18 protein-coding genes are annotated in these 18593 nt (G+C 62.0%); 9 read left to right on the forward strand and 9 right to left on the reverse strand.

Translation table 11 applies throughout. The features are described 5' to 3' along the window. The first annotated feature begins 25 nt into the window (after positions 1–25). Entirely contained in the window at positions 26–1189 is a 1164-nt protein-coding gene (locus ABIE52_RS25620; protein WP_007729711.1) for an alpha/beta hydrolase family protein, read from the forward strand. A 62-nt stretch (positions 1190–1251) separates the two neighbouring features. Here ABIE52_RS25620 and ABIE52_RS25625 read toward each other — a convergent pair whose 3' ends face one another. Then, on the reverse strand, positions 1252–1983 hold the full coding sequence (locus ABIE52_RS25625; RefSeq protein WP_192712168.1) for a TetR/AcrR family transcriptional regulator: 732 nt from the start codon (positions 1981–1983) through the stop codon (positions 1252–1254). 284 nt (positions 1984–2267) lie between these two features. On the opposite strand from ABIE52_RS25625, the gene ABIE52_RS25630 reads away from it, so the two are divergent. The 6 genes from ABIE52_RS25630 to ABIE52_RS25655 are packed head-to-tail and all read left to right on the forward strand — an operon-like array spanning position 2268 to position 9325. Beyond that, positions 2268–3152 carry an ABC transporter substrate-binding protein gene (locus ABIE52_RS25630; protein ID WP_232319092.1) on the forward strand — a complete coding sequence of 295 codons (885 nt, stop codon included), beginning with the start codon at positions 2268–2270 and terminating at the stop codon, positions 3150–3152. Then, a complete protein-coding gene (locus tag ABIE52_RS25635; protein WP_050656041.1) occupies positions 3149–4711 on the forward strand; it encodes a multicopper oxidase family protein in 1563 nt (520 codons plus the stop codon). The genes ABIE52_RS25630 and ABIE52_RS25635 overlap by 4 nt, the downstream gene beginning before the upstream one ends. 10 nt (positions 4712–4721) lie before the next feature. Beyond that, the gene (locus tag ABIE52_RS25640; protein ID WP_050656040.1) at positions 4722–5069 is read left to right on the forward strand and encodes a cupredoxin domain-containing protein; all 348 of its coding nucleotides are present in this window, start codon (positions 4722–4724) and stop codon (positions 5067–5069) included. After that, positions 5066–6880, forward strand: a complete 1815-nt coding sequence (locus ABIE52_RS25645) for an ABC transporter ATP-binding protein (RefSeq protein ID WP_228232269.1) — start codon at positions 5066–5068, stop codon at positions 6878–6880. The genes ABIE52_RS25640 and ABIE52_RS25645 overlap by 4 nt, the downstream gene beginning before the upstream one ends. Further along, positions 6877–8610 (forward strand): ABC transporter ATP-binding protein, encoded by a 1734-nt coding sequence (locus ABIE52_RS25650; protein WP_192712169.1) that lies wholly within the window; start codon positions 6877–6879, stop codon positions 8608–8610. The genes ABIE52_RS25645 and ABIE52_RS25650 overlap by 4 nt, the downstream gene beginning before the upstream one ends. A gap of 25 nt (positions 8611–8635) precedes the next feature. Next, positions 8636–9325, forward strand: a complete 690-nt coding sequence (locus ABIE52_RS25655) for a SanA/YdcF family protein (protein WP_019745580.1) — start codon at positions 8636–8638, stop codon at positions 9323–9325. Positions 9326–9420: 95 nt separating this feature from the next. Here ABIE52_RS25655 and ABIE52_RS25660 read toward each other — a convergent pair whose 3' ends face one another. The 8 genes from ABIE52_RS25660 to ABIE52_RS25695 all read right to left on the reverse strand — a co-directional run bounded on the left by ABIE52_RS25660 (position 9421) and on the right by ABIE52_RS25695 (position 15922). Next, entirely contained in the window at positions 9421–10257 is an 837-nt protein-coding gene (locus tag ABIE52_RS25660; protein WP_007729702.1) for a hypothetical protein, read from the reverse strand. A 74-nt stretch (positions 10258–10331) separates the two neighbouring features. Further along, positions 10332–10655: a cupredoxin domain-containing protein gene (locus ABIE52_RS25665; RefSeq protein ID WP_039973108.1), complete on the reverse strand. Its 324-nt coding sequence runs from the start codon at positions 10653–10655 to the stop codon at positions 10332–10334. Next, the gene (locus ABIE52_RS25670; RefSeq protein WP_003940240.1) at positions 10655–11002 is read right to left on the reverse strand and encodes a plastocyanin/azurin family copper-binding protein; all 348 of its coding nucleotides are present in this window, start codon (positions 11000–11002) and stop codon (positions 10655–10657) included. Before ABIE52_RS25670 ends, ABIE52_RS25665 begins: the two co-directional genes overlap by 1 nt. A 27-nt stretch (positions 11003–11029) precedes the next feature. Beyond that, positions 11030–12619, reverse strand: coding sequence for a multicopper oxidase family protein (locus ABIE52_RS25675; RefSeq protein ID WP_192712170.1), 1590 nt, complete (start codon positions 12617–12619; stop codon positions 11030–11032). After that, positions 12616–13935 carry a hypothetical protein gene (locus ABIE52_RS25680; RefSeq protein ID WP_042447108.1) on the reverse strand — a complete coding sequence of 440 codons (1320 nt, stop codon included), beginning with the start codon at positions 13933–13935 and terminating at the stop codon, positions 12616–12618. Before ABIE52_RS25680 ends, ABIE52_RS25675 begins: the two co-directional genes overlap by 4 nt. Continuing rightward, the gene (locus ABIE52_RS25685; protein WP_029256402.1) at positions 13932–14603 is read right to left on the reverse strand and encodes a methylamine dehydrogenase light chain; all 672 of its coding nucleotides are present in this window, start codon (positions 14601–14603) and stop codon (positions 13932–13934) included. Before ABIE52_RS25685 ends, ABIE52_RS25680 begins: the two co-directional genes overlap by 4 nt. Before the next feature lie 75 nt (positions 14604–14678). Continuing rightward, a complete protein-coding gene (locus tag ABIE52_RS25690; protein ID WP_007729693.1) occupies positions 14679–15287 on the reverse strand; it encodes a redoxin domain-containing protein in 609 nt (202 codons plus the stop codon). A gap of 44 nt (positions 15288–15331) precedes the next feature. Then, complete coding sequence (locus ABIE52_RS25695; protein ID WP_042447222.1) at positions 15332–15922, reverse strand: MauE/DoxX family redox-associated membrane protein; 591 nt, start codon at positions 15920–15922, stop codon at positions 15332–15334. Between the two features lie 348 nt (positions 15923–16270). On the opposite strand from ABIE52_RS25695, the gene ABIE52_RS25700 reads away from it, so the two are divergent. Both ABIE52_RS25700 and ABIE52_RS25705 read left to right on the forward strand, forming a co-directional pair. Then, positions 16271–17809: an APC family permease gene (locus tag ABIE52_RS25700; protein WP_042447105.1), complete on the forward strand. Its 1539-nt coding sequence runs from the start codon at positions 16271–16273 to the stop codon at positions 17807–17809. After that, complete coding sequence (locus ABIE52_RS25705) at positions 17806–18591, forward strand: IclR family transcriptional regulator (RefSeq protein WP_019745572.1); 786 nt, start codon at positions 17806–17808, stop codon at positions 18589–18591. The genes ABIE52_RS25700 and ABIE52_RS25705 overlap by 4 nt, the downstream gene beginning before the upstream one ends. Positions 18592–18593: the final 2 nt, after the last annotated feature.

The following is an 18593-nucleotide window of genomic DNA, read 5'->3' on the forward strand; positions in this document are numbered from 1 at the left end:
ACCGCACGAACCGGAGTCGTCAGACGTGAAATTCCAGTCGAAGTCGTTTGCCCGCATATCCATCGCAGCCCTCTGTGCTGCAACGATCGGCTCCGCCGTTGCTGCGCCCATCGCGTCCGCGCAGGCACCGAGCGCGTCGCAAGCCACCGGCACTGTGGTGTCGAGTGAGCCGCTACCGAAAGATCTGTGGATTCCGGGTACCGCCGACGCCAAGCGATTCACGTACTGGACCATCGGTTCCAACGGCGGGCCTGCGCTGAGCAGTGGCGCGTACTACGTCCCGGCCGGTCCGGCACCGGAAGGTGGTTGGCCCGTCATTGCGTGGGCGCACGGCACCACGGGACTCGACGATTCCTGTGCCCCTTCGCTGGTCGGGCCTGGCCTGCCCGAGCGCGACTACCCCTACCTGGGGCGTTGGCTCTCCGAGGGCTACGCCGTAGTCGCCACCGACTACGTCGGTCTGGGTACACCAGGGCTGATGCCGTACCTCGACGGAAAGGTGGAGGCGCACAGCGTAGTCGACTCGGTCAAGGCGGCACGGGTCATCGACTCCTCGATCTCGAATCGTTGGGCAGTGGTCGGGCAGTCGCAGGGCGGCGGTGCGGCCATCACGACGGCCCGCTACGCAACCGAGTATGGAGGGGATTCGCTCGACTACCGCGGTGGCGTGGGTACCGGAGTGCCGGCCAACATCGAGTTGACCCTCCTGCCTGCCGGTCCGGGCTTCCCTCCCATCGCCCTCGGCGGCGGGTTGACGTCGTACGCGCTCTACATCCTCGCGGGCTTGCGGGAAGCGCACCCCGAGATCGACTTGAATTCCTACCTGAACGACTTGGGAAGGGAAAAGGTCGACTCGGCCGAAAAGCTCTGCGCCGCAGACCTGGACGAGGCATCCAAGGATCTGGTCCTCGGTGACATCTTCTCCCGCCCGCTCAGTCAGATCCCGAACTTCCAGGGTCTGCTGAACGATTACATGGGTGTACCGACCAGTGGATACGATCGCCCCATCTTCATCGGCCAGGGCTTGCTCGACGTGGATGTCCCTGCACCGTCTGCGCTTTCGCTGGTTGCAGCGTTGGTGGCCAACGGTGAACCGGTCACGTTCAAGACATACAACACCGACCACAGCGGCGCTTTGGTCGAATCACAGGCTGACACGATTCCGTTCGTCGCGAACCTGTTCCGTTAGACATATCGAGAATCCAACTCATCCGAGGGGCGCTGTCGCACAACTGCGACAGCGACCCTCGGTCATTTCTGTGACTCCTTGATTGCGTTCAGCCGCGCCTCGAGGCCGTCGAGGACACGGTCGAGTGTGTAGCGATAGTGTTCTGCCCGTGTTGCTTCCGCAGCATCCGGTGGACCGGCGAACTTCCCGATCAGTGTCTCCATCGATGAACGAGGATCTGAGGGTCCGTCGTTACTCAGTCGTTCCAGCATCGCGCTGTGATCGGGTGAAGGCTGTCCGCTGGGAATGCGCCTGGCGTCGTTCATGGCGATCAGTGTGATTGTCGAGGTGAAGGCGACGGTGTAAGCCTGAGCGGCTTCTTCCCCGAACCCGGCGTCGATCAGCGATGCCAATCCGGCCTCCATGAGTTCCCGGCTGCGCTGGGTGGCAACTCCGTTCATCAGCAGCCACTGTGCCGCGCCTGGACACTCGATCAAGGCCTCTCGCATCTGCAAGAGCAGATGCGTCAGCCATTGACGCCAATCTTCCTGTGCGGATGGCACGTTCACGGCCGACACCGCACTGTCGACCACCGCAGCCGAGAGTGCGTCCCGATCTCCGACGAGTCGATAGACGACGGAGAACGACGTATCGAGTTCGCCGAGCAGCTGCCGCAGCGACCAGCCCTCGACTCCGTGCTCGCGACTGAGCCCGAACGCCACGGTCACCACTGCGTCCGCAGTGATCCCGGTGTTGTAACTCCGGCGGCGCTCCGATGTCGCGGCGGACTTCTTGTCAGGTGATGGCGCAGTCATGGTCCGACCGAGCTTAGCGGCGTCGGATCGGTGTGCGTAGTCGACGCAAGCGATTGACGGATGAACTTAGGTGAGGTTTACTTGCCAAATCCGAGCAGTGCTCGGATTTATGCGAACCCCCCGATTTTTCGAAGCTGAAGGACACCATGAAGTTGAAAACGCGACCCGGTTACCTATCGAGGCTGGGTGCTTCGCTACTGGTCAGTGTCGTTGCCCTGACTGCGGCCGCCTGTAGCTCGAGTGAGGCGGGACCGACGACGGAACCTGCCGAGGGAACGCGTGTTGTGTCCCACGAATTCGGTGAGACGTCGGTTCCGGGCGACCTCGGGCGAATTGTTTCCCTCGACGAATACGCCGCACTCGGTCTCCTTGCCGTCGGCATCACCCCTGACGTGGTCTTCACGTCGTGGGGATCGGAGATCGGCCAGGACATCTTGGCGTCAGCGGGTACCGAGGTGGTCACGGTGCCGCCGCTCGGTGCACCCCCGATCGAGCAGGTACTCGCACAGGATCCCGGACTGGTCATCTTCACGTCGATGGGCGATCGGAGCTACTACGACTCCCTTGCGTCGACCGTCCCCACAGTGCCGGTCCCGGCCGTCACCACTCCGTGGCGTGAGAATCTTGCCTTCTTCGGACGCGCTTTTGATCGTCAGTCGGTTGCCGACAAGCTGACTGTCGCTTTGGAGGGCAAGATCGCTGACGTCTCTGCTCGGTCCGGTGGTGAAGCGAACACCGTGTCGGTGCTGATGAGCAGTTCTGGAATCCTTGCCACCACCACCGAGCAGGCGCCGCCGTCCTTGTTGTTGGCGGAGAGCGGCTTCGGGCGTCCGGAATCCCAGCGATCGAATGCCGCTGGAGGACTGCCGTATGCGCCCCTGTCCGACGAGGCGATCCCGGCGCAGGATGCTCGGATCGTGGCCGTGTTCGACGAGGGCGTGTACGAGTTCGGCAAGGTTGCCGGTGTTCCCGGGTTCTCGAGTCTTTCAGCGGTGCAGGAGAACCGAGTGGCCAAGGTCAACGGAGACATGTGGCTCGCCACTCATCCCTTCGCCACTTTCTGGATGATCGAGGACATGGATGCCATGGCTGCCGGCAATCTGACCGGCACCGGAACCGAAGCTGTTGCCGCGACGCGCTATCAGGAATTCACGGCGCTGACGGCATGAGTTCGAGTGCGTTGAGTCGGCGCCTGGCTCTGCGATGGGGAGCGGTGACGCTCGGCTCTGCGGCTGTGGGTTCTGCGGCTTTGGGTTCTGTGGCATTGAGTGCGTGCAGCCGTGGCTCGGCGAACGAATCCAGTTCTGAGATTTCACCGTTCGACGACGAAGTTCGTGCTGCCGAACAGGCGAGATTTCATAGCGGGCGCACAGTCGAACGGAATCTGACAGCTGCACCGGCTCGGGTGAGTCTGGGCGCCAGAGAGGTCGACACATGGTCGTACGGTGCGGAAGCAGTTGGCCCGGAGCTTCGAATCTCCAAGGGAGACCGGCTCAACGTTCTTTTGCAGAACGACCTTCCGACGGAGACCTCGGTGCACTGGCACGGCATTGCGATCCGCAACGACATGGACGGCGTCCCGCCGGTCACCCAGGAACGAATCCAACCAGGTGCCGAGTTCACCTACGACTTCGTGGCCCCGGATCACGGAACATATTGGTACCACTCCCATTCAGGATTGCAGGCCGATCGAGGGTTATTCGGTGCACTCGTGGTCGAGGACCCGAACGACCGGACCGGAGCCGACGAGGACGTCGTCATCGTGATCGACGACTGGCTCGACGGGCTGGGAACAACCCCGGATGCAGTGCTTCGCGCATTGTCACCGGACGTGCAGGGAGGACACCACGGGCACGGCGGAGCTCCACCGGAAGTCGATGATGCAGAGATTGATTCTGCCGCAGAACTTCTCGCCAGCGGTCACGGCAATTCCGAGGCGCTCGGTGGAATGGCAACGCACATCACGTATCCACTGCACCTGATCAACGGACGGCCTGTGGAAGATCCCTTCGTCGTCAGTGCGACGGCCGGAACTCGGCTTCGATTGCGGGTGATCAATGCCGGGGCGGAGACTCCGTACCGTTTCTCGGTCGCCGGGCACGAGATGACCGTTGTCAGTGCTGACGGGCAGGACGTTGCCTACACAGCCGGAGACGAGATTCTGATCGCACCCGCGCAGCGATACGACGTATTGGTGACGGTGCAGTCCGGCTCGTGGCCCATCGCCGCGAAGGTGGAAGGGAAGTCAGGTGGCGTCGCGTGCCTGCTTCGGACGCCGGATTCGGTAGCGGTCGTCGACCTGACTTCGCCTGCAGTGCTGTCAGGTTCCGGCGGTCGGCTCGTTCTGGAATCGGAGCTTCGCCCGTCAGGAGCGCTGGAGCAGAGGGCACCGGATCGTGCGTATTCGGTGGATCTCATTCAGGCCGGCGATCGATACCTCTGGGGAATGGCGGGCGCCGATGCCGGTCGGTTGAGAATGAAGCAGGGCGAGCGAATACGAATCGTCATGAACAACGACACCGACATGTGGCACCCGATGCACACCCATGGGCACACGTTCTCGGTTCCCTCCTACGGCGGGCTTCGCCGAGACACTGTGATCGTACTTCCGCGTACACAAATGGCGATCGACTTCGACGCCGACAATCCAGGACGGTGGATGTTTCACTGTCACAACGCGTACCACTTCGAGGCCGGGATGACTGCCGACCTCCACTACGTTCGATGAGGAGAGCAGAATGTCAGTTCGCACCGGATTGACCACATTGATCGCTGTTGCAGTGGTATTCACACTGACGTCGTGCGGCAACGATTCGACGGGATCTACCGAGCAAGCGCCGGTCGAGATCTCGGTGAAAAACCTTGCGTACACACCGAACTCCGTCACCGTGCACACAGGACAGACCGTCACGTGGATTTTCGAGGACCAGGGAATGCCGCACGATGTCGTGTTCGCCGAGTTGGGGATCAAGAGCGATCTCCAAGGAAGCGGAACCTACAGTCAGACCTTCGACAAAGCCGGAACGTTCACCTACACGTGCACACCACATCCGAACATGACCGGCACGATCATCGTCGAAGAGTGAGTGCGGCAATGAAAGTGAACGAGGCCGCAGCCCCGGAAGACTCGCCTGGACTCGTCGACCGCGACGCTTTGGGCAGGATGATCGCGCCGGTGAGAAATCAACTCCTCCTAGGGGCGGGTCTGTCGGCACTGTCGGTGCCGTTGCGATTCCTGCCCTACGTTGCGGTGGTCGAGATCGCGCGGGTGCTCCTGACCGACTCGTCGTTGAACCTGGTCTGGCTGTGGGCCGCAATCGGTGCAGCGGGCACAATTCTCGGTTTTGTCGTCTACAACGCAGCGCTGACCGTGTGCCACACCGCCGACGCGCATTTCAAATACTCGATCCGCTCGCGTATCGCTCGGCATCTGTCCCGAGTTCCTCTGGGGTGGTTTGCAAATGGTGGCACCGGTGAAGTGAAGCAGGCGATGACGGACGACGTGAAGCGGATGCATCTTCTCGTCGCTCACCTTCCCGCCGACGTGGTGCCCGCGATCTTGTCGCCGATAGTGGCCCTGATCTATCTGGTGGCGATGGACTGGAAGTTCAGCCTGGTCCTGGTCGGCTACATCGGAGTGTGTCTCGCTCTCGCCGCGCCGTCGATGCGCAGAGCCTATCGAACGAACGTCGACTCCTGGAATCTTGCAATGTCGACATTGACCTCTGCGACAGTAGAACTGGGCGACGGTATCGAGGTTGTCAAGACGTACGGGAGTGGGAGTCGCGCATTCGCGCGCTACTCGAGCGCTGTCGATTCGATGGTTGCGGTGTGCGTGCGATGGATGTCGGGGATGGGAAGGCCGGTGGTCGCGATGTCGATCCTCCTCTCACCGGCGGTACTCATCGTGGTCATCACGGCGACGGGAACTGCAATGTTGTCCGGGGGTTGGATTACCCCGGTAGCTCTTGTTGCCTTTCTGGTCGTCGGAATCGGTGTTCCGTCATCGGTTCTGCACATGGGAACGATGGCCAACCTCTACCGCGAAGGCCAACTGGGAGCGACTCACGTCGAGAGCATCCTCGGCGAACCAGAGCTGGCCGAACCTCAGGATGCAGTGCCTGCTCGCAGCACTTTGGTCGAATTCGACAGCGTCGGCTTCGAATACACCACTGGGCAGCGCGTCCTCGAGAACATCTCCTTCGAGATGCAACCGGGCACCGTGACCGCGATCGTTGGCCCCTCCGGCTCCGGAAAGACCACTTTGGCGCGTCTACTTCCGCGGTTCTGGGACGTCACGGACGGGTCTATTCGACTGGGCGGAAGCGATTTACGAGATCAGTCCAGTCGCGAAGTCTTGAGATCAATGGCCATCGTCTTCCAAGATGTTGTGCTCCTGCGGGACAGCGTGCGCGAGAATATTCGGCTCGGTCGACCGGATGCAACGGATCTGGAAGTGGAGACAGCGGCGAGGCGGGCGCAGATTCACGACGTGATCATGCGACTGCCGGACGGGTACGACACCGAGATCGGTGGTGGTTCGGGCGGTGAGCTGTCGGGTGGGGAGAAGCAACGCCTGACGATCGCCCGCGCCATCCTTCAGAACCCGCCGATCGTCATCCTGGACGAGGCGACTTCGCAGGCCGATCCCCACAGTGAATCGGCCGTTCAACGCGCACTGGGTGAGATCAGTGCGGACGGCGGCACCCTGATGGTGATCGCTCATCGACTGCACACCGTCCGATATGCAGATCAGATACTCGTTCTCGACGCCGGACGGATCGTGGAAAAGGGTACGCACGAACAGTTGTCGGCGCTCGGCGGAACCTACGCGCGGATGTGGGCGCTCCAGAACCCCCTCGTCGAAGACATATCTCCGCGAAAGGCGCTGCAATGATTCGAGACCTGGACGAAATCCTCGGGCGCGACAATGGGATGCGAGGTCAGATAGCAGGTTTCACGCTCGCCGGGATACTCGAGGGTATCGTCTTTGCACTGATGATTCCGATCCTGAAAGCGGTGGTTCGCGGCGATTACGACGCCGCAGTGCCGTGGGTTGTCACGGCTGCTCTCGTGGCGGTGGCCTGTGGCACCGTACGGTGGATCGCCGAGAATCGGGCGTACCGCATCGGAATCGATGGTTTTGCCGGTGGAATCATGCATCGCCTCGGTGAGCACTTGGTGCAGGTTCCGCTCGGGTGGTTCAGCAAGGCAAATCGTGGAGCGTTCACTCGCCTGGTCACCGAGGGCACGGCAATCTTGATGAGCATCCCGGGAATGATCATCGCGCAACTCGTCACCGTCACGGTGACTCCAGCGACAGTGGCGATCGCTGTCTTGTTTGTGGACTGGCGACTGTCTCTCGCGATGGTCGTCTTCGTTCCACTGGGGATTCGGGCTTACCGCAACGTGCAGCGGGCGGTTGTTCCCGAATACGAGGCGATCGGCAAGAGCGAATCCGAGTTGGCATCGCGCGTCGTCGAATATGCACAGGCGCAGCAAGTTCTACGTTCGGCCGGTAAGAGTGGCGAAGGCTGGACCCGGTTGGACGAAGCTCTTGTGTCCAACCGGGACGCACACCTGCAGGAAATCGGATCGGTCGACAAGTATCTGCTGCGCTTCATGATCGTCGTTCAGGTTGCCTTTCTCACCGTCCTGGTTCTGGCGGCACTGCTGGTCACCACCGGGTCCATCGACACAGCAAGCGTGATCGTTGTTCTCGTGTTGGCCGTGAGGTTCGTGGAGCCGATGCAAATGCTCGCAGGATTCGGTGAAGGTATCTCACTGGCCCGGGTGTCGCTCGGATCTGTCCGAGAGATGATCGATGTACCGGTGCTGGCGGAACCTGAGGTGCCGAAAGAGCCTACGTCGTATAATATTCGGTTCGATTCGGTCTCCTTCGGCTACGGCCCGGATCGCGTGATTCGGAACGTGAGTCTCGAATTCCCGGACTGCTCGGTCACTGCTCTGGTCGGTCCTTCCGGTTCCGGAAAGACAACTCTGGTTCGGCTGATCTCCAGATTCTGGGACGTAGACGAAGGTGCGGTATCCATCGGGGGAGCCGATGTTCGCGACATCGGAACGAGAGCATTGATGTCTCGGATATCGACTGTCTCACAGCAGGTTTACCTGTTCGACGGAACCATCCTGGAGAACGTTCGGTTGGCGAGACCGGATGCCACCGAGTCGGAGGTCCGTCAAGCAGTGGTGGATTCCAGGCTAGGCGAAGTGATCGACCGTTTGCCGAGCGGTGAGGAGACCAGGGTAGGTGAAGGCGGATCACTGCTGTCCGGCGGTGAACGTCAGCGGGTCTCGATTGCGCGGGCATTCCTCAAGGACACTCCGATAGTTCTACTCGATGAAGCGACTTCAGCCCTCGACGGAGAGAACGAAGTCGCCATCACCGAGGCAATTCACCGATTGGCCCGTGGTCGAACGGTGGTGATCATCGCTCATCGCCTGTCGACTATTGAGGGAGCAGATCGCATCGTCTACCTCGAAGACGGTGGGGTGGAGGAGGTCGGTTCCCACGAAGACCTGATCGCGCGAGGTGGAAAGTACTCGGATCTGTGGGCCGAGCGCAGTGGCGCGGAGGGATGGAGGATCGACCGAGCGCTCGAGCCATGAGCAAACCGTGTGGTTTGATCGACGAATGGACGAAGCTGCTGCAGATCCAGTGAAACCGCCGCGCAAGCGCCGGTGGCCTCGTTGGGTCGCAGGCATTGCGGTGCTCGGAGCAGTTGTCTACGCGGGCTCGATCGTGTGGATTTCCGTGGCGTCGGCCGGCCACACGTCGGACGCCGCCGATGCTCCCGATGCTCCGGTCGTGATCGTGCTGGGCGCGCAGATCAAGGACGGCAAGCCGATGGCTTTCCTGAAGGGGCGGCTGGACGCAGCAGTCGAACTGGTGGAAGCGGGAAAGGCTAAAGCGGTCCTGGTCTCCGGCGACGCGAACGGCGGCTCGGGTGACGAGATCGCCGCGATGACGAACTACCTGGTGGAGCAGGGAATAGATGAGCGTCGCATCGTGGGGGATCCGTACGGCCTCGACACCTATGACACCTGCTTCCGGGCCATACATACGTATGGGGTGACCAAGGCGTTGATCGTCACTCAGGGGTATCACGTGCCACGCGCCGTGGCATTGTGCCGAGACGTCGGCATCGACGCAGACGGGGTGAACAGCGATTGCGGGTGCGCAACTCCGACGCTGATCAAGAACGCCGCCCGGGAGTGGGTTCTTGCCAAGCCCAAGGCAGCGCTGGACATGCTGTGGAGCCGGGACGCAAAGGTGACGTCGCCGTCGGAGGACTCGGTCCAGGTGGCGCTGTCGATTCCCTGACGCGGTGTGAGTGAGCACAGTTCGTGTCGAGCGAACACACGCTCCGGGGAGTCGGAGCGTGTGTTCACTCGAGGTACAGGGTGCTAGCTCGACAGTCAGATCAGTGCTGCGGCGGCAAATGCTCCCAACGCGATCAATGCCGCGCCGGTAACGCTCTGCACGCGACGGTCCACGACGCACATGATCGAGAGGAATCCCGGCATCGAGCCACCGCGCTTGGTGTGCACGATTGCCGCGAGGCTGGGCATGCAGCGGCCAAGGGATACGACCGTGAACAGCGCCGCCCCGAGAGCCGGTGAACCCGAAGCCATGACGCCGAGTGCCAGGAGGTAGTACGCACTCGAGCGGATGAAGATCAGAAATCCCGGACCGATGATCGCGCCGAAGATCAGCGAGACCTTCCAGGGCGCCATCGTGCGGCGCAGATGGCGCGGAAGCTGTTGGCGCCGCATCGGAGTCGGCATGCTCACCGCACCCAACTCGTGCAGCCCGTATGCAACCGCGACGACGGCCCAGACGCCCAGCGCCCAGCCGATCGGCACGTACCCGGACATCGCCGCACCGAGAGCGCCGATCAATGCCCCGGTGACGGCTCCCGTCGTGACCGAACCCAGAGCGTGCCAGCCGAGTCGGCGGACGGGAGTCGAGGATCCCTTCCGATCGACTTGCTTCGGCGCGGCAACAACTCCGGCGACGGACATTCCGCAGGTCGACCAGTTCGCGGCCAGCGACGTAACCAGTCCGGCGCCGATAACAGCTGTGGTCAAAGCTGTTGTCGCAGATGGCGTGGCCACGAGTGCGAGGCCGGCACCCGCAGCGGCGCCCGCCGCGACGAGGCTGACACGGGTCGCGGTGCCGACCGAGCCTTGAAGGGTCGGCCGGATGTCAGGGACGTCGGTCTGCAGTGGGCCGTGTGAGAGAACAGTAGTCATCAGATCCTCCGAAGTGTTTGTGGTTCAGGAAAAGTGTCGAGCCGAAGTCGCAGCGAAAAGTGATGAGCCAGAGTTCACAGCACTGTGATGACTCCGATCATGTACGGGTGCACGGAGCACGAATATTCGTAGACTCCGACGCTCTCGAACGTGTGCCGGAACGTTCCGTCTCCGGTGATACCGCTGTCGAACAGGCCGGGTGATTCCACGAGATGCAGGAGTCCACCGTCGTCGAAGCGCCACTCGACGGTGCCGCCGTGTTCCACGGTGACGTCCATCGGGCTGAACTGAACATTGCTGATCTCGACCACCACATCGGGGACGGGATCTTCTGTGCCGCAAGCTGGAACACACGTCGCCGCGACAGCCAGGCCGAAGCCGACGATCCACCTCCTCACTATTGAACGATCACGGTGCCCACCATCATCGGGTGGGGCGTGCAGTGGTAGGTGAAGGTTCCGGCGTCGTCGAACGTGTACGAGAAGGTTCCCTCGGTGAGCAACTCGCTCTTCAGTTTCCCGTCGAGATCACCGTTGCCGACCACGTCGTGGGGGAGTCCGCTGTCGTCGAACTTCCATTCGACGGTCTGTCCCTTCTCGATGGTGACCGATGCCGGTGTGTACGCCATGTTCTTCACCTCGATCACGACTGCAGGTTCGTCCGACGACGCACCGGCATCACTACTGCAGGCGGTGAGGCTCAGGGCAGCGCACGCGGCCAGGAAAGCGGGAACGAGTTTCTTCATGAGGTGTTCTCTCCATTCTTCGACTTGTCAGCGGACGTAACGCAGATTTGCCGTCATGCCGGCCTCGAAGTGGTAGGCGTTGTGGCAGTGGAACATCCACTCGCCGGGATTGTCGGCGTCGAACTCGATGGCAAGCTCGGTGCCGGGTAGGACGTTGACGGTGTCGCGGCGAAGTCCGCCGTAATCCGGTACCGCAAACGTGTGGCCGTGGGTGTGCATCGGGTGCCACATCGTGGACGCGTTCTTCATCGTGATCCGGACCCGTTCGCCCTGTTTCATGACGAGCTTGCCTGCATCGGCCCCCGCCATTCCCCAGACGTACCGATCGCCGGCCTGGATCAACTCGATGCGGTAGTCGCGATCAGGCGATTTCGTCTCGAGCCGTGCGGATTCCGTGGGCCGGAGTTCGCTTTCGGTGACCAGTCGGCCGGCCAGTTCCGAGAGGTTTCCGCCCACATCCGGGTTCGCCAGCGCCAACGCGTCGGTGCTGCGTAGGACGGTCGACGCATAACCATCTCGGCCCTCGACCTTCGCCACCACCGGCCATGTTCCCGACTTCACCGTCACCAGCACGTCGTAGCGCTGCGCCATTCCGACGATGATGGTGTCGGCAGGAGTTGGTTCCACGTCGTAGCCATCGGTAGCGACAATTGTCATCTCGTGACCGGCCACAGCAAACCGGTACGGAGTTTCGGCGGCTGCGTTGATGATTCGCAGTCGCAGGGTCGAACCGGGCGCTGCAGTCACGACAGCAGGATCATTGGGTGGCCGCCCGTTGATCAAGTGCAGTGGATACGCGATGTGTTGAGTCATCCCGCCGAGTGGTTCGGAAGAACCGTGTCCGCCGCTCACCAACTGTTGCGCGACGGACATGTCGGCTTCCGAGTGTTCCGCCGGAGTTGTTGCCCCACCGCCGTGTCCGCCGTGCCCGCCCGAAATTGCCGGGTTCAGGGCCATCAGGACGGAATCCGGGGTGGTACCCAATCCGTCGAGCCAGTCGTCGAGCACCAGAACGGCATCGGCGTCGGCCCCGGTGATGTCGTTCGGATCCTCGACGATCATGGCGCCGAAGAGCCCCCGATCGGCTTGTAATCCGCTGTGCGAGTGGTACCAGTACGTTCCCGGATCCGTTGCGATGAAGTTGTACTCGAAACTCGAACCGGCGCCGATGGGGGCCTGCGTGGTGGGTGCCGCGCCGTCCATGTCGTTGCGGACTCGAATTCCGTGCCAGTGCAGTGTTGTTTCGGCGTCGAGGCCGTTCTGGACGCTGACGTTCACCCGGTCACCGGACTTCAGGCGAAGTTCCGGAGCCACCGCAGCGCCTCCGTACGTCCACGTGTTCACGAGGCGTCCGCCAAGATCTACCGTCGAGAATCCGGCGGCAAGGGCAAACGCAGCGGTGGTCCCGTTCCAGGCTCGCGCCGATTCTGCGGCGGCAACTTCGGGGTCGGTGGGCAGGATGTAGTCGAGATCGGTCGTCGGCGTCGGAGATGCTGCAGTGGAACTGCATCCGGCAATCGTCCCCATTGCGCCGAGCCCGAGTGCTCCGGCGCTGAGTGCTCCCAAACTCAGGAAGCGGCGCCGGCCCATCACCACACCGGATCCGGGACGACTCATCGGAGTACTTCTGGTGTGATCAACCCGCTGACATCCCCGACGTTGCCCGAGACATCGACGGAACTGACCTGCTCGCCGGTGCTCGCGTTGTAACCCACGATCTTCTGCGGAGCGGAGCCTTCGACCTCAGGTCCCGAACCGAGCACGTAGAACGTGGCGCCGTCGACGGAAAAGGTCATGCTCTTGATGTCTGTCAAGCCGAGGTCTGCAAGCGTCAAGCTCTTCACCGGGGCGAAGGTCGTTGCATCGGACAAGTCGATCTTGACCAGTGAGCCTCCCCGAGCAGAGTCCGGATGAATAGCCGTGTCCGTGTACGCGATTGCGAGCCGGGTTGCGTCGGCGTTGATGACGTTCTCCGAGAATCGACCGGAGTCCTGCCCGGCGTTTCCGATCGGCTTGACACCTTCCTGAGGCAGTCCGTTGGAGAAGTCGAAGACGTACACATCGCCGTTCTCACTGACCAGCAAGGCTTTTTGTGCTTCCGAGGCCCACGTGACCTTGCGGGTGGAGACAAAATCCTCGGGTAGGACCTTGCTTCGGGCGGTTTCCTTCGGAACTCCGTCGTCACCGATCGTGACGTGCAGCAGTTCCCGGGTGTCCTCGCAGACGCTGTACAGTTCGTGATCGACCATCCACGTGAACGGACCGCAGCCGACTATCTGGAGTGCACCGGTCGCTTCCTTCTTCTCGAGGTCGACCACCCTGATGCCGTACAAACCGTCGTCCCACGTGACGAAGAACTTACCGTCGGAGGTCACGGCGTTCGAGCCGGGACGGGAATGTACGCGTGCGACGTCCGGAAGCATGACCTCGGCTGGTTCCAGCAGGTTTCCGGAGTAAGTGCTGACCGTGAAATCTGCTGCGCCGCGGGAACCTCGGGGGCGCCACACCTCGGCAGCGAGTACCGCAGGATCCTCGGCGGAATCCCCGACGAATCCGTGAATGACCGGATCCCAGATACCCGGGCCGACGGTGATCCGGCTCTCGGCCACACCGGTTTTCGGATCGATGACGTTGACGCTGAGCTCGAGTTGGCCGAATCCACCTTCGACGCCCAGCAAGCGGTCAGCTGCGATCGGGGTGATCGAACCGACGTGCAACGGCTCGGGAATGGTGTCGCCGATTTCCTGGTCGTCGTGACCGAGGGAGATCCCCTCGCCCGGAGCAGTAAACGGAACTGTCGGATAGGTGACATCGCCTGCGCTGGAGGGTTCGTCGTTGTCGGACGAACTGCAACCGGCCAGCGCGAGTACGACGGTGAGTGGGATGACGGCAACGGCGGGGCGCGCCAGTTTTCGGGTTCGCGAACTGCTCATGATCCGGCACCGACCTTGGGGCGCTCGGCCGGTCGAGTCTGGCAGTCCTCACCGATGATGGGCGCCATCGTGCAGGTGTATGCCTGAGACTCGTCGGAGACACACCAGATGATTTCCTGGTCGTAGCTTCCGGAGACCGGGTTGTACATCACGGCCTGCATGTCCGGTTCGCCGCAGAATGCGTTGGAACACGAAGGTGCACCGCAGCAGTCGTAGTAAGCGATCAGATAGGTCTTGCCGGTATCAGGGTTGGTGCAGCATCCGACCCAGAACTCTGCGCCGGGCTTGCTGCCGGGGGCGCAGGTGGTGACACCGCCGCCGTTGCATGCGGCACAGGACGTTCCGTCCATGTTGCACCAGCGCCAGTACTCGCACTCGGCCGGATCTTTACCGTCGTAGACAGGGACAAGAGGTTCGGGGCCAGGTGCCGGCGCAGGAACCTCGGGCTCTTGGGCGAAGGCACTACGTGTCACAGGAAGTGTGCTGATCAGTGCCACTCCTGACACACCCATGGTCCACTTGCCGATCCGGCTGATCATGGACCGCCGCGAAACGCGTTCGGAGAGTTTGCGTCCGGTTCGACTGGTGAGAGAACCGCCCTGGCCCGCCATCCATTCGGCCTGGGCCTGAACTGTCGCCTCGTCGACGGGATATCGATTCTCCGTCATGTTGTGCTGCGGGAATTCATTGTCGTCCAACGATTTTCTCCTGATTCGTGAAGAGGATCGAACTGTGCAGGAAGATCAGGCCGCGCTGCCGGATTTCGCCTGGGCATGAAGGTGCTGGAGTGAGGGGGTGCCGGATTCGAGCGCATTGAGCAGGCTTTCCACCTGAGCCATGTGATTGCACAGGCCCTTTCCTCGGATCTTGCCGTGCTCGTCGAGAATCACGCCGTACGGAGTGGTGCCCACTTGGTACGCGATACCGACGTCTCGAGCGTCGATGTAACTGAGCTCGGAACCGATCCCGCTACCGGCCAGGAACTCGCGATGCTCTTCGGTTGTTCCGTCGGAGATGATGATCACGTCGAGATCCGATTCGGCTCGGGCCATTGCCCTTACGCCGGGAAGAAGGCTCTTGCACGTCGAGCAACTCGGTGCTGTGAACAGCAGGAGTTGAGGTTTGTCGCGGTGACCACCGACTCCGACGGTCCGTCCTTCCTGATCGATGAGACCGGCAAACGACGGGCCGGCCTGTTCGACCTTGGGGCCGGTATCCATCATCCGGGCACCGAGAGGTCCGAGACGTACTTGTACGCGGCCGATTTCACGAGCCAGAGCAAGAACCATCAAGAACAGTACGGCTACGGCGATCACCAGGATCACTGTCGCGACAAGGAGGAAAGTGGTCATCGTGGTAGTCCTGCCTTCGAGTTTTCAGTGGTGGGGATGTAAGTTCACGAGCCGTACCGGGACGCGGTTTCGGCGGTTCGGAGGCGGATGGAGGCGCTCGACAGATAGTCGTCGACTGGGCGTCGTCCGAGGTGGACCACCGAACGAATCTGTGCGAGAGCAACTCCAGCCAGGACGAGGAGGAATCCGAAGGTCGCCGCCACGACCTGGACGCCGATCTCAGCCTGTCCGGCGGTGACCGACAGTGCCACAGCGAGCACCGCGAGTGTTCCGGCGCGAACGGCGTGGAACCATCCGATACGCGGAATCTCGCCGACTCCGAATGCAAAACATCCGCAGTCCAGATCGCGTCGCCCACGCAGGAGGTTGATCGTGAGGCCCGTGAAGAACGACGCGAACATGACGGCAGCAACCAAGGCGGCGAGGCGATGGGCCACGCCGAGAACCAGGAGGATGCCAACGACGGTTTCCGCGACGGGAAGGATGCGAGCGATCGGTACTTCGAGTCGCACCGGCAACACTTTGTATCCGCGCACCGAACGAAGGACCCCGTCGTGGTCGTTCAGCTTGGGAATGCCGGCGAGCAGGAGAACAAATCCGATGATCGCCGAAGTGGTGGCGCTGACCAAGTGCATGCTTCCTCCGTTCTTCTCGGGTAGTGCCGGTGGTGTGTGGGACACATCCTGTACGGGCGATGCTGCGAACCCGCGTCGACCGCGCTACGCCTGGACGAGGTGCAACTGAGAGAGCAGTTGTCGTGTGAGAATCGGAGAACTCGCAGGTCAAGGTGCTCCCGGAGGGGCCGGATACCGTCGGCCGCCCTTGATCCGGCATGACGCTGGGTGGGAAACAGAGTCGGATTCTCACTTGAAAGTTCTGTGCGCGCCATCGTGGAAACTGCGCGGAAACATAAGCGGACTAACTTGACCGAATTCTGACAATTCGCTCGTAGGTTCGGGCCTGGACGCGACGGACGGTGACACATGGCCGTGAGTGCGGCACTGCGTGCGGCGATCACGCGAGCGCAGAATGCGGATCAACACAGTGAGCCCGTGTTCTCCCCGCTCCGTGGTCTCGGACGAGGACGTCTGACCCCGATCGACCTGTTGGGGCAATCACTTTCCACGATCGCTCCGGCAACGGGAATGGTGTTCATCGCCCTGTGGATGATCACCTACAGTCCCGGCTACGTCGGGTTGGCTGCGATTGCTGCGACAACTTCGGCGGTGTTTCTCGTTGCGTTCTGCATCACTCAGTTCACGCGGAGACTGGCAGCAGCAGGATCGTTGTACAGCTTCGTCTTCCAAGGCTCCGGTATCCGGGCGACACTGACGGCGGGTGCCGCACTGGTACTCGGGTATCTCGGAATCTCGGTTTCGGTTTTCTCGCAGGCAGTTCCGAGTCTGCTCGATACCATCGCCATTGTCGGCCCCGACGTGCGAGGGCCTGCCGCGACGGTGATCACGACGGTGGCGATTGCCCTGGCCGTCGCGTGGATTGCAGTGCGAGGCGTCCGGTTCGCCACCCGAGCGATCCTGGTCGTCGAAGCGTGCTCGTTGATTCTCATCGTCGTGGTCATGCTGGCGACGCACAGTGACACGACAACTGCTGTTGCCCTGCCGAATCCGTCGCTGAGTGCAGTTCCGTTTCTCGCGATGCTGACGGTGCTCAGCATGGCGGGCTTCGAAAGCTCGGCCTTCTTCGGCCCGGAAGCGAAACGACCACTCATCAGCGTCACACGCACGGTTCTCATTTCGCCGATCATCTGCGGGGTCCTCTTCGTTTTTGCGGCCTGGGCGGCGATGACCGGCCACGGCGCAACGATCGTCGGAGCGTACTTCGAAGGAACGGCATCCGGAGCCAGCGCGGAAGTGGTTCTGGCAGTCAAGATCGGAATGACGTGTTCCTGGTTCGCATCCACTCTCGGTTGTGCGCAGGCGGGTTCGCGGTTGTTGTACTCGATGGGGATCGAACGGGTACTGCCTGCGCCGCTCGCTCGCGTACACAGACGGTTCCGCACCCCGTACGTTGCGGTACTTGCGTTCGTCGCGGTAAGTGCGGCGGGCGTATTCATCTATTCGGATACGGTTCGCGACGATTCGGGATCCTTCGACGGCGTGGTGGAGACCGCGTTGGTCTGCGCTTACACGCTGGTGGCCTTTGCTTCGTGGAAGTTCTTGCGCCGAATCGGGGAACATACGTCGCTGACCCGGATATGCACCCTGTCCGTGAGTACCGCCGGTGCTGGTCTACTGGTCTACATCGTTCTCGACGGTGCGGTTCACGGGATGTGGGCACTGCCGATCGCTGCTCTTGCTGTTGCGGTGTCGGGGACAGTGTGGAGTGCATTGCTCCGTAGAGCCAGACCTGAAAGCCTTCTGATGGTTGGCGCTTTCGACAGCGTCGAGACGGCGGACCTGTTGCCCGGTGCTGGCACTCTGCTGATCGACGGTGACGGGCGAAGGCGACTCGTTCCGGATCGTGGGACCGCCGAGGGTGACTCGCCGGAGCATGGGCGGTGACCGCGGACCGTGCAACCGCTGGTCCACGATCAGGCAAACAGATCGGCGAAGAGACCCACTTCAGTGGACAACAACCGCGTGCGGTTCAGAAGGCGCTGGGGATGCTCGAGGCGGTGGCTCATCTGGGACCGGGAACAACCGCGAAGGAGATCGCCACTTTTGCAGGCGTTCCATCGGCCACGGCGTACCGGATGCTGAATCTGCTGGTGGCGGAGGGCTTTCTCGTGCGGGTGCCGGATCTGTCAGGGTTCGCGTTGGGACGTCGGACTGCCGAGCTCTCGCATGCGGCGTCGTCGAGTGGTCCGGCGCCGACGCTGCACGAGCGCGTCGAGGACATGCGGACACACACGAGGTTCGGATTGCACGTCGCGTCATTCGCCGGTGGGCGCTTGCGGTTCGTCGACAAGGATCCGGACCACGAGATCATTGGAATAGCGGCACTGGCCAAGAACCTTCACGCGAATGCGCTGGGGAAGGTTCTGTTGGCGCACGACGAGCGGTTGCTTTCGGGTTTAGAACTTCGCCGGGTCACGGAGTTCACCCTCGGTGATTTCGATGCGTTGTATGAGCAGTTGAGGTCTGTTCGCCTGCAGGGTTTTGCATTCGAGAACCAGGAATGCCGCCTGGGTCGATCCGCGGTGGCAGTACCGGTTCGAGATCACGCAGACCAGGTGGCAGGCGGGTTGTGTGTTCAGGGAGCGAGCGGGCGAGTGACGGACGAGGATCGAGAGTTGGTCGGTTTCCTACTCGATTGTGCGCGTCAGCTCACCGGATTGCTCTGACG

The sequence above is a fragment of the Rhodococcus sp. OAS809 genome, assembly GCF_040546695.1.
GTDB classification, from domain to species: domain Bacteria; phylum Actinomycetota; class Actinomycetes; order Mycobacteriales; family Mycobacteriaceae; genus Rhodococcus_F; species Rhodococcus_F qingshengii.

What these genes read in the sequence shown, in the direction of transcription:
- ABIE52_RS25625 (WP_192712168.1), bottom strand. Translation starts at nt 1,983, where the DNA reads ATGACTGCGCCATCACCTGACAAGAAGTCCGCCGCGACATCGGAGCGC.
- ABIE52_RS25635 (WP_050656041.1), top strand. Translation starts at nt 3,149, where the DNA reads ATGAGTTCGAGTGCGTTGAGTCGGCGCCTGGCTCTGCGATGGGGAGCG.
- ABIE52_RS25640 (WP_050656040.1), top strand. Translation starts at nt 4,722, where the DNA reads ATGTCAGTTCGCACCGGATTGACCACATTGATCGCTGTTGCAGTGGTA.
- ABIE52_RS25650 (WP_192712169.1), top strand. Translation starts at nt 6,877, where the DNA reads ATGATTCGAGACCTGGACGAAATCCTCGGGCGCGACAATGGGATGCGA.
- ABIE52_RS25655 (WP_019745580.1), top strand. Translation starts at nt 8,636, where the DNA reads ATGGACGAAGCTGCTGCAGATCCAGTGAAACCGCCGCGCAAGCGCCGG.
- ABIE52_RS25660 (WP_007729702.1), bottom strand. Translation starts at nt 10,257, where the DNA reads ATGACTACTGTTCTCTCACACGGCCCACTGCAGACCGACGTCCCTGAC.
- ABIE52_RS25670 (WP_003940240.1), bottom strand. Translation starts at nt 11,002, where the DNA reads ATGAAGAAACTCGTTCCCGCTTTCCTGGCCGCGTGCGCTGCCCTGAGC.
- ABIE52_RS25675 (WP_192712170.1), bottom strand. Translation starts at nt 12,619, where the DNA reads ATGAGTCGTCCCGGATCCGGTGTGGTGATGGGCCGGCGCCGCTTCCTG.
- ABIE52_RS25680 (WP_042447108.1), bottom strand. Translation starts at nt 13,935, where the DNA reads ATGAGCAGTTCGCGAACCCGAAAACTGGCGCGCCCCGCCGTTGCCGTC.
- ABIE52_RS25685 (WP_029256402.1), bottom strand. Translation starts at nt 14,603, where the DNA reads ATGACGGAGAATCGATATCCCGTCGACGAGGCGACAGTTCAGGCCCAG.
- ABIE52_RS25690 (WP_007729693.1), bottom strand. Translation starts at nt 15,287, where the DNA reads ATGACCACTTTCCTCCTTGTCGCGACAGTGATCCTGGTGATCGCCGTA.
- ABIE52_RS25695 (WP_042447222.1), bottom strand. Translation starts at nt 15,922, where the DNA reads ATGCACTTGGTCAGCGCCACCACTTCGGCGATCATCGGATTTGTTCTC.
- ABIE52_RS25700 (WP_042447105.1), top strand. Translation starts at nt 16,271, where the DNA reads ATGGCCGTGAGTGCGGCACTGCGTGCGGCGATCACGCGAGCGCAGAAT.